The organism is Enterocloster citroniae (assembly GCF_040545455.1).
Classification (GTDB): domain Bacteria; phylum Bacillota; class Clostridia; order Lachnospirales; family Lachnospiraceae; genus Enterocloster; species Enterocloster citroniae.
Map to the genome: position 1 here is coordinate 1 of NZ_JBEPLZ010000053.1, position 10793 is coordinate 10793.

Annotated in this window: 8 protein-coding genes and 8 tRNA genes; all 16 read left to right on the plus strand. The window is 47.2% G+C overall.

The annotated features are described in order from the left end of the window. Positions 1 to 184: 184 nt before the first annotated feature. A tRNA-Asn gene (locus ABID13_RS28260) sits at positions 185 to 257 on the plus strand. Positions 258 to 295: 38 nt separating this feature from the next. Then, positions 296 to 367, plus strand: a tRNA-Glu gene (locus ABID13_RS28265). A gap of 28 nt (positions 368 to 395) precedes the next feature. Next, positions 396 to 468 (plus strand) — tRNA-Thr (locus tag ABID13_RS28270). A 43-nt stretch (positions 469 to 511) separates the two neighbouring features. Further along, positions 512 to 585 (plus strand) — tRNA-Ile (locus ABID13_RS28275). Positions 586 to 630: 45 nt separating this feature from the next. After that, positions 631 to 704 (plus strand) — tRNA-Asp (locus ABID13_RS28280). A 38-nt stretch (positions 705 to 742) separates the two neighbouring features. After that, positions 743 to 815 (plus strand) — tRNA-Val (locus ABID13_RS28285). Positions 816 to 825: 10 nt separating this feature from the next. Next, positions 826 to 909: transfer RNA gene (locus ABID13_RS28290), tRNA-Leu, on the plus strand. Positions 910 to 969: 60 nt separating this feature from the next. Further along, positions 970 to 1049, plus strand: a tRNA-Leu gene (locus tag ABID13_RS28295). Positions 1050 to 1362: 313 nt separating this feature from the next. Continuing rightward, on the plus strand, positions 1363 to 1758 hold the full coding sequence (locus tag ABID13_RS28300; protein ID WP_048929591.1) for a VOC family protein: 396 nt from the start codon (positions 1363 to 1365) through the stop codon (positions 1756 to 1758). Positions 1759 to 1764: 6 nt separating this feature from the next. Continuing rightward, positions 1765 to 2529 carry an N-acetyltransferase gene (locus tag ABID13_RS28305; RefSeq protein ID WP_048929590.1) on the plus strand — a complete coding sequence of 255 codons (765 nt, stop codon included), beginning with the start codon at positions 1765 to 1767 and terminating at the stop codon, positions 2527 to 2529. Between the two features lie 296 nt (positions 2530 to 2825). After that, complete coding sequence (locus ABID13_RS28310) at positions 2826 to 4679, plus strand: 5'-nucleotidase C-terminal domain-containing protein (protein ID WP_082173833.1); 1854 nt, start codon at positions 2826 to 2828, stop codon at positions 4677 to 4679. 424 nt (positions 4680 to 5103) lie between these two features. Next, complete coding sequence (locus ABID13_RS28315; protein WP_007868425.1) at positions 5104 to 6636, plus strand: ABC transporter ATP-binding protein; 1533 nt, start codon at positions 5104 to 5106, stop codon at positions 6634 to 6636. Beyond that, positions 6626 to 7804 (plus strand): ABC transporter permease, encoded by a 1179-nt coding sequence (locus ABID13_RS28320; RefSeq protein WP_007868422.1) that lies wholly within the window; start codon positions 6626 to 6628, stop codon positions 7802 to 7804. The genes ABID13_RS28315 and ABID13_RS28320 overlap by 11 nt, the downstream gene beginning before the upstream one ends. Next, positions 7801 to 8754 (plus strand): ABC transporter permease, encoded by a 954-nt coding sequence (locus ABID13_RS28325; RefSeq protein ID WP_007868420.1) that lies wholly within the window; start codon positions 7801 to 7803, stop codon positions 8752 to 8754. Before ABID13_RS28320 ends, ABID13_RS28325 begins: the two co-directional genes overlap by 4 nt. Positions 8755 to 8799: 45 nt before the next feature. After that, the gene (locus ABID13_RS28330; protein ID WP_007868417.1) at positions 8800 to 9942 is read left to right on the plus strand and encodes a BMP family lipoprotein; all 1143 of its coding nucleotides are present in this window, start codon (positions 8800 to 8802) and stop codon (positions 9940 to 9942) included. 35 nt (positions 9943 to 9977) lie between these two features. Beyond that, positions 9978 to 10715, plus strand: a complete 738-nt coding sequence (locus ABID13_RS28335; RefSeq protein ID WP_048929589.1) for a Crp/Fnr family transcriptional regulator — start codon at positions 9978 to 9980, stop codon at positions 10713 to 10715. The last annotated feature ends 78 nt before the right edge of the window (positions 10716 to 10793 follow it).

Here is a 10793-nt window from a genome sequence, read left to right on the forward strand (position 1 = left end):
GCTGACTAATACTAATCGGTCGAGGGCTTAACCAAAAGGTTTAGGGGAAAAGAAGGAAGTTTCAATTCGGTTTTCAATATGTGGTTTTGAAGGTACGTAAATTGTTTAAATTGTACTTGATATTTGACTGGATTTATTGTATAATAATTTGGTCAGCTTAAGAAACAGCTGAAAATATCAGTATTCCTCGATAGCTCAGTCGGTAGAGCACGCGGCTGTTAACCGCGCTGTCGTAGGTTCAAGTCCTACTCGGGGAGTTTTTAGTGGAAGTCCATGGCGACCACTACCTAATTTAGGCCCCATGGTCAAGCGGTTAAGACATCGCCCTTTCACGGCGGTAACACGAGTTCGAATCTCGTTGGGGTCATTTGAACGAATGTGTTCATCAAAGATATGCCGATGTGGCTCAATTGGCAGAGCAGCTGATTTGTAATCAGCAGGTTATCGGTTCGAGTCCGATCATCGGCTTTTACTGTAAAAGCAGTAATCAAAATCAAAGATAATATAGTTCGGACCTTTAGCTCAGTTGGTTAGAGCAACCGGCTCATAACCGGTCGGTCCTGGGTTCGAGTCCCCGAAGGTCCACTCTTCCTAACTAAAGCAGATTGAGAACTATATAATCAACATAATGGCCCGGTGGCTCAGCTGGTTAGAGCGCCGCCCTGTCACGGCGGAGGTCGACGGTTCGAACCCGTTCCGGGTCGTTTGCATTTTATAATGCGACACAATTTATATGCATTTTGGGGTCTTAGCTCAGCTGGGAGAGCATCTGCCTTACAAGCAGAGGGTCACAGGTTCGAGCCCTGTAGGCCCCATTTGTATTATGCGGGTGTGGTGGAATAGGCAGACACAAGGGACTTAAAATCCCTCGGTAGCGATACCGTGCCGGTTCAAGTCCGGCCACCCGCATTGCAATTAAGTTCTGATGCTGAAAGGTATTGGGACTTTTCTTGTAATTATATTGGGTTAGCGGCTATGGTGGAATTGGCAGACACGATGGGTTTAGGTCCCATTGGGAGACCGTGCAGGTTCGAGTCCTGTTAGCCGCATGCGATAGAGTCTTATTTTATAAGGCTCTTTTTTCTTACATTTTTTGAGATGTTGCATATTGAGATGTTGCATTTTGATGTTCTGCATTTGATGTACGGCATTCTGTGTTGTATGGCGGGGCCAATTTTGAATGGATCATAAGGTATGTTTATAATATGACATATAGTTGTCATGTTTGACCTGTTATAATAAAAAAGCCAGTGTAATTTTAGCATATGTTTAAGGCAGAAAATGTTTAAAGAAGAATGACTTAAAGAAGAATGGCTTAAGGAAGAACGGACTAGGGAACAGTGAATTAAAGGAGAGCGGCATATGAAATTAGATGGATTTGGTATTTTTGTTAAGGACATGGGGACAATGATACGGTTTTACCGGGATGTGCTTGGATTTGAGATTAGGGAAGACGAGAATTGCAGTAATGTGTTTTTGGAAAAGGATGGGACTCTGTTTTTGTTTTATGGCAGAAGGGATTTTGAGAGTATGACGGGGAAGCAGTTCCAATATGCGGATCAGGTGAATGGGCATTTTGAGATTGCACTGAGTGTTGATGATTATAAAGCCGTGGATGAGACTTTTAAGACGGTGGTGGCAAAGGGCGCGGTCCCTGTCATGGCACCTACAACAGAACCTTGGGGACAGCGTACCTGTTACGTGGCGGACCCGGAGGGAAATCTGGTGGAGATCGGTTCATTTGTGAAGGGAGATTAAGGTACGATGGAAGAATTTAAACGCATAACAATGGACAACCTGGATAAGGAACATATATGCTGCTGCATTTCCGATAAAAAAGGGGAGAACTGCGTGGCATCTAAGAAAGAATGGCTTCGGGACAGACTGCAGGAGGGACTTGTTTTTAATAAGCTGGATGTGCGCGGAAAGGTTTTTATTGAATATATACCGGCTGAATACGCCTGGGCGCCCATTGAGGCCAAGGGATATATGTATATTGACTGTCTGTGGGCTTCCGGCCAATATAAGGGTAAGGGATACGGGGACAGCCTGATGGAACAGTGCATTCAGGACAGCAAAGACAAGGGAAAGCTGGGATTGGTCTGCATTTCTTCCAAGAAGAAAATGCCTTTTTTGTCTGATCCGGGATTTATGAGGCATAAAGGCTTCAAACTGGCAGATACATCCAGCCCTTATTTTGAACTGCTGTATCTGCCTTTTGACAGTGAGGCTGGCGTGCCGTGGGTGAAAGCATGCGCCAAGGACGGCAGGATCGATGAGATGGGCTGGGTCCTCTATTATTCTAACCAATGTCCTCACACAGAGAAGTATGCGCCGCTCTTGACCGATATCATTAAGGGCCAGGGAATGGAGTGCAGGCTTCATAAGATAGATTCAAGGGAGGCCGCACAGTCAGCGCCTGTGTTGTTCACCACCTACGCCTTGTTTTATAATGGGAAGTTTGTTACCAATGAGGTGTTGTCGGAGAAGAGTTTTGCAAAGCTGTGGGAGCGTATCAGAGAAAGGTAAGGGAAAAGGCAGGAGTATTCTACAGAATTATTCTGCAGAAATACAGTTATTTAAGTCAACAGCGATATGGTATATATGTACAAAAATATTCCTTAATAATAGCATAAAGTAACAAAGAAATATTTTTGATCCAAAATCGGACACCAGTCCTATAAAAAAATGCACATATAATTTAATATTAAGAACAGCTCCTGTGGTGATTATGGTTTGCTGCATGATAATAGATGGTAAAACCCATGATCTCTGTAAAATCCATGATCTCCGTAGAGGAAAATAATTAATTTGGAGGAAGTAATATGAAAAAGGCTGTTCTGAGTATGATGTTGGTATTGACAGTGGCATTATCGGGGATAGGGTGTGCAAAAAAGCCGGCCGCGAATACTGATCTGGGAAATGAATCAACTGCGCCGGGGACGACAGAGGGGACACAGGCGGATGCGGCTGAGGAAAAGGGGAATGAGGCGGTGCAGATCCGGATCCTGGCTACCAGTGATATGCATGGGAAGTTTGTTCCCTATGACTATGCTCTGAATGAAGAGAGCATGTCAGGTAGTGTGGCACAGGTGGCTACCGCTGTCAAAGAACTGCGCAATGAGAATACGCTGGTAGTTGATGTGGGGGATGTGATCCAGGACAATTCTGCCGACCTGTTTATTGAGGATGAGATACATCCAATGATCCTGGCCATGAACAGAGTAGGTTATGATGTATGCGTGACCGGCAATCATGAATACAATTATGGGATGGATACATTAAAGCGGATCCTTTCCCAGAACCATGCAAAGATCCTTACGGGAAATGTATTGGACCAGGAAGGGAAGGCCATTGCGGATCCATACACAGTGATAGAAAAAGGCGGAGTTAAAATCGGCCTGATTGGAATGGTGACCCCCAACATTACCAAGTGGGACTCTGTCAATCTGCAGGGGTGCACGGTTACTAACCCGGTGGATGAAACGAAAAAGGCCATTGACCAACTGGAAGGAAAAGTGGACCTCTTAATCGCTGTAGAGCATATGGGGGAGGATAATGAGTATGATGTGCCGGATTCCGGTGTCACGGATCTAGCCGAGAAGTGCCCGGAGCTGGATGTGATCCTGGCTGCCCATGAGCACAAGCTGGTGGAAGGAAGGCTTATAAACAATGTGCTTGTGGTAGAAAATAAGAACAGCGCCCAGACCATGGCCCAGATTGATATTACCCTGAAAAAGGATGAAAATGGTAATTATCAGGTCACAGACAGGGATTCAAAGAGCATTGAGATCAGCGGATATGAGCCGGAAGCCGAGTTAATGGCAGAGCTGGAGCCGTACGATAAACGTGCCAAAGAGGTGGCTAACACTGTCATTGGAAGGTTAGAGGGCGGCGACCTTGCGCCGGAAAATGAGATTCCAGGGATTCCCCAGGCAGCCATTGAAGACACAGCCATGCTGGACCTTATCAACCAGGTTCAGATGTACTATACGGATGCGGATGTTTCTGCGGCAGCCCTGTTTAATGAGGACTCAAATCTGAGAGCAGGGGATATTAAGAAGTCGGATGTTTCGCTGATCTATAAATACACGAATACGCTGTACAAGCTGAGAATGACCGGCAAACAGCTGAGAACCTACATGGAGTGGAGTGCGGAATATTATAATACATACATGGATGGGGATCTGACGGTTTCGTTTAATCCGGATATCCGTATGTTTAATTATGATATGTTTGCAGGAGTTAATTATGAGATCAACGTGTCAAAGGAACCGGGCAGCCGGATCGAAAACCTGACTAAGAAGGACGGGACTCCGGTTCTGGATGACGATGTATTCATAGTGGCGGTCAATAATTACAGGGCCGGTACCCAACTGCTCAATTACGGCACCGTATACCAGGAGGGGGAAGTGCTTCCGGAGCTTTTGGAAATGGATGTCAAAGGAAATATAGGCGGGGTCAGGGAGCTGATCGCGGATTATATTGTAAATGTAAAAAACGGAGTGCTCGTTCCGGAGGTTGACCATAACTGGAAGATCACCGGGAATACCTGGAATGAGGAAGATCATAATAAGGCAGTGGAATTGGTAAAAGAAGGGAAAATATCCATTCCCATGTCAGATGACCAGAGGACTCCCAATGTGAAGTCGGTGACAGTGGAGGATTTAAAAAAGTAGGGAGCTTGTATCGCATTCCCAGGCGGAAATAATGATTGCAGAAATATAAGATAGCGTTTTCCGGCAGCGGTTTTCCTTAAGGGGGGAACCAAAGCCGGGGACGCTATTTTATTTTGCTAACTGGACAGAAATTATGGAGCTGTTTATTAGCCGCCATGATCATTGATAAAAAGCACATTAAAAATATGTGCATATTGCATAAAAGTAAAACGTAATTTATGGATAATATAACTGAAAAACAAATTAATACTCAAAAAAGGACTGGAGTCCTTTTGCAAATTTCACAAATGTTTTAATATTGTTGCAGAACAAAACGTTGTTTTGAGGAACGGATTTTGAGAAATTATTTTAAAGGATTACTTTAAAGGATTACTTTGATGGATCAGTTTGATGGATCAATTTACAGTGAAAGGAAGGTACGGATGTGGAATATGTAATTGAGATGAACCACATTACCAAGCAGTTTGGAAGTTTTAAAGCCAATGATGATATTACCCTGAAGGTGAGAAAAGGGGAAATACATGCGCTGCTTGGGGAGAATGGGGCGGGAAAATCTACCCTTATGAGTGTCCTCTTTGGTTTGTACCAGCCGGAGGAGGGAGAAATCCTCATGAACGGGAAAAAGGTAAAGATCGACAATCCCAATGATGCCAATGCGTTGGGGATTGGGATGGTTCACCAGCATTTTAAATTAGTACATAATTTTACGGTCCTGGAAAGTATCGTGCTGGGCAGGGAAACCACAAACATGGGCATTCTCAAGATGGATGAAGCCAGGAAGCGGGTGGTGGAGCTGAGCGAACGGTATAAGTTTAAAATTGACCCTGATGCTTATATAGAAGACATTACAGTGGGCATGCAGCAGAGAGTTGAGATCCTGAAAATGCTTTACTGCGACAATGAGATCCTGATCTTCGATGAACCCACGGCCGTGCTGACACCCCAGGAGATCAGCGAACTGATGAAGGTGATGAAACAGCTGGTAAAGGAAGGAAAGTCCATTATTTTTATCACCCATAAACTAAATGAGATCAAGGAAGTGGCGGACCGGTGCAGCGTTCTGCGCAAAGGGAAATATATTGGGACCATCGATGTGGCGGAGACTTCTAAGGAAGCAATGTCTGAAATGATGGTTGGCAGGAAAGTGAATTTCATTATTGAAAAGCAGGACATGGATCCTGGGAATGCCGTCCTGGAGGTGAAGAACCTGACCATAAAATCCAGGCATTCAGGAAAGGATTCTGTCAGAGATGTTTCCTTCCAGGTAAGAAAAGGGGAGATCCTCTGTGTGGCCGGTATTGACGGTAACGGTCAGTCGGAACTGGTCTATGGGATTACAGGACTGATGCCCGTGGAAAAGGGGGAGGTGATCCTCAATGGAAAGAATATCACAAAGGAATCCATCCGGCAGAAATGTCTGGACGGCATGGCCCATATTCCTGAGGACCGGCATAAGCACGGTTTGGTACTGGATGATACACTGGAGGAAAATCTCGTGCTTCAGTCCTATTACACAAGGCGGTTTCAGAGACATGGATTCCTCAGGTTTGACGCCATAAGGGAATATGCCAAAGTCCTGATCCAAAAGTTTGACATCCGCTCCGGCCAGGGCGAAAAGAGTATTGTGAGGGGGATGTCGGGCGGAAACCAGCAGAAAGCGATTATTGCAAGGGAGCTGGACCGCAATCCTGAGATCGTCATAGCAGTGCAGCCGGTCCGGGGACTGGATGTGGGAGCCATTGAGTATATCCATGAACAGCTGATCGCCCAGAGGGACGCAGGAAAAGCTGTTTTGCTGATATCCCTGGAACTGGATGAGGTCATGAATATCAGCGACCGGATCCTGGTGATGTATGAAGGGGAGATTGTGGGGGATCTGAATCCCGGGGAAATTACCACAGAGGAACTGGGCCTGTATATGGCTGGAGCAAAAAGGAGTGTGGAGTATGAAAGATAAGTGTAGGAATCTGTTTCATGGAGAGGGGATCGTAAATTTCAGTTCCTCCATTCTTGCGATCATCTGCGGGCTTCTATTCGGCTTGATCATCCTTTTTGCCAGCAATCCCGGACAGGCTTTTTATGGGTTCATGATGGTGCTTCAGGGAGGATTTACAGATGGGATCCAGGGGATCGGGCAAATGCTTTACCTGGCAACACCGATCATTATGACGGGACTTTCCGTGGGGTTTGCATTTAAGACAGGACTTTTTAATATCGGTTCCTCGGGGCAGTTTACGGCAGGGGCTTTCGCAGCGGTATTTGTGGGAGTTAAGTTCACCTTTCTTCCGGCAGGCGTCCATTGCCTTGTGGCGCTCATGGCAGCATTGCTGGCCGGTGCCATTTGGGGGTTTGTACCAGGATTCTTAAAAGCATTTTTTAATGTAAATGAGGTGATCGCCTCCATCATGATGAACTATATCGGCATGTACCTTGTTAACATGCTGATCCAGAAGACCGTATATGACCAGGTTAAGAACCAGACACTTCCAGTGGCGGCAGGGGCTAATTTACCCAAGGCCGGTCTGGACCGCCTCTTTCCCGGGACCAACATCAATGTGGGGATCCTTATAGCGATCCTGTTCGTTATCCTGATCTATGTCATACTGAATAAGACTACCTTCGGATATGAACTCAAAGCCTGCGGCAAGAATCCTGACGCCAGCAAATATGCGGGTATTAACGAAAAGCGGAACATTGTACTGTCCATGGTGATCGCAGGAGCGCTTTCAGGAATTGGCGGAGCCCTTTTATACCTGGCTAATTCGGGAAAATATATGCAGGTGCTGGATGTGATCGCGCCGGAAGGTTTTTCAGGAATATCAGTTGCCCTTCTGGGGCTTTCCAATCCCGTGGGGATCCTGTTTGCGGGACTGTTTATCGGACACATCACAGTGGGCGGGTACAATATGCAGCTCTTTGATTTTGTGCCGGAAGTGATCGATATCATAATTGCGGCCATCATCTACTGCGGCGCGCTGTCTCTTTTGTTCCGCACACTGATCTATAAGATCCAGATGCGCAAGTCAAAAAAGTCGGAGGCGGGTAAGGCCGCCGGAACTAAAGATGCAGATGGAGCAAAGAAGCAGGAGCCGGGGGTTAAGACCGGAAAGGAGGGCACGCGATGAGCGTATTGTATTTTGTTGTACAGCAGACCATGTATTTTGCAATCCCGCTTCTGATTGTGGCCATTGGTGCAATGTACTCGGAGCGCAGCGGCGTGATCAACATTGCCCTTGAGGGCATTATGGTAATGGGAGCCTTTGTGGGAATCTTTTTCATCAATACCTTCCAGGACAGGATGAGCGGACAGGGACTGCTGCTTTTGACCATTCTGATCGTGGGAGTGGCCGGAGGAATTTTCTCACTGCTCCATGCATTTGCAGCCATCAACATGAAAGCGGACCAGACCATCAGCGGTACGGCCCTGAACATGTTCGCGCCTGCCTTTGCTATTTTCACGGCGCGGATGATCCAGGGAGTGCAGCAGATCCAGTTTAATGACACGTTTCATATTGATAAGGTGCCGGTGCTGGGGGATATTCCGGTGCTGGGAGATATGTTCTTTAAAAACTGTTACATCACCACTTATCTGGGGATCCTGATCTTTATTGCGGCAGCATTTGTGATCAAGCGCACACGGTTCGGACTGAGGCTTCGGGCGTGCGGCGAGCATCCCGGTGCGGCGGATTCCGTGGGTGTGAACGTGGTAAAGATCCGCTACGCCGGGGTCATCATATCCGGTGTGCTGGGTGGGATCGGAGGCCTGGTATTCGTGATCCCAACATCCACCAACTTTAATGCCAGCGTGGCCGGTTACGGTTTCCTGGCAATCGCGGTATTGATCTTTGGTCAGTGGAGAAGCAACAAAATACTGATGGCGGCATTTTTCTTCGGCATCATGAAGACGCTGGCCAGCGCTTATTCGGCCATACCGGTGTTAAAATCCCTGCCCATACCCAATGAGGTATATAAGATGATCCCTTATATCGCAACCCTGATCGTTCTGGCATTTTTATCCAAGGCATCCCAGGCGCCCAGGGCAGAGGGGATCCCATATGACAAGGGAAGCAGATAGTGATTTCAATTAATTAAAATAAATAGTAAAATGGAGGAAGTAAAAATGAAGAAACGTTTATTAAGTGTGGTATTGGCAGCAGCCATGGCGGCAAGTCTTGCCGGGTGTGTACAGAAACCGGGAGCTTCCGGCAACACGGATTCCAACAGCGCCGGGACAGCGGCTGAGAGCGGCGCAGAAGCAGGCAGTTCCCAGGAGGGATATGAACTGGCCCTGATCACGGACGTGGGTACCATTGACGACAAGTCATTTAACCAGGGTTCATGGGAGGGACTTGAAGCATATGCCAAGGACAACAACCTGACCTGCAAGTATTATAAGCCCAATGAGAAGTCGGATGAGGCTTGTATCAACTCCATCAACCTTGCTGTAAAAGGCGGGGCCAAGGTGATCGTGACACCGGGCTTCCTGTTCGAGGTTCCCATCTATGAGTCACAGACCAAGTATCCTGATATTAAGTTCATTATCATTGATGCGGAACCTAAGTCCGGCGATGATGTTAAGATTGAAAGCAATGTATTGTCAATCTTCTATGCGGAGGAGCAGGCCGGATACCTGGCAGGCTATGCGGCTGTGACGGAAGGGTATACTCAGTTAGGTTTCATGGGCGGTATTGCTGTTCCTGCAGTGATCCGTTACGGCTACGGTTTCATCCAGGGCGCGGACGCGGCTGCCAAGGAGATGGGGCTTGAGCCGGGAAGTGTTTCAGTTAAGTATACATACGTTGGAAATTTTGACGCGTCACCGGAGAACAATGCCAAGGCGGCAGCGTGGTATAATGAAGGGACCGAGTGCATTTTCGCCTGCGGCGGCGGTGTGGGCAACTCTGTTATGAAGGCTGCGGAGTCTGCAGGCAAAGTGGTGATCGGCGTGGACGTGGATCAGTCTTCCGAGTCTGCTACCGTTATCACCTCAGCCATGAAGAATCTGGGCGATTCTGTTTATGATGCGGTTGCAGGATATTATGACGGAAACTTTGAGGGCGGAAAGTCAGTGACACTGGATGCAAAGGAAAACGGCATCATGCTCCCCATGGAGACATCCAAGTTTAAGGTGTTTACCCAGGAAAAGTATGATGAGCTGTATGAGATGCTGAAGGACGGAACCATTCAGGTTGCCAATGACACGGTTGCAACGCAGGCCAGTGCTGTTCCAACCGACATCGTGAAGGTTGATTTGATCAAGTAATATAAGTACAATTGGGAATCAGGAGGACTATCAGCATGGACATGAGCAGTTTGTGCAGGGCATTGCCTTTTTTGAATGAATTGGATAAGGGACGGAGACAGCAGTTTGAGGATTATTTTTGCAGCGCCCCGGCCTGGCTGATGGACTCCTTCCGGATTGTCGAGATGGACAAGGACGTTATATTTGTCAAGGAAAATGCACCGGCGGACGCCATTTTCTTTATCGGAAAGGGCGTGATCAAGGCCGTGGATTACCGTATATACGGAATCGCCTTTGACTTCATGCGGTTTGAAGGCCTGTATGCCATGGGCGGGATGGAGGTGGTGATGGATCTGGATACCTACAAGACCACCCTCCAGACAGTAACTCCCTGTACCTTTGTGAAGATCCCCAGGGACAAATTCGCGGAGTGGCTCAGGACAGATATATGCGCCCTGAAGCAGGAGGCAAAGGCCATTGGGGAATATCTCCTGGAACAGGGGAGAAGCAGCCGGGCCTATCTGTTTCTTCAGGGTTCCGACCGTCTGGCGCTGCTGCTGATGGACATGTACCAGAAATATGAGAAGAACGGCGTGCTTCAGATCAGCAGTACAAGGCAGGAACTCTCGGATTCCTCCGGTCTGTGTGTAAAGACAGTGAACCGGGCAGTAAAAAAGTTTGAGGATGACGGATGGATCTCACGCCAGGGAAATAAAATATCCATTGATATGGAACAGTATGAAATGATACGGGGGTTCATATCCAAGATCATCGAGCAGGGTAGTGTCAAGTAATCTATGAAAAACGGAGTCTAAAAAATAGGCTCAACCGAACCTTGAAAATTGCAGATATTAATGGTTTTAAGACCTTGG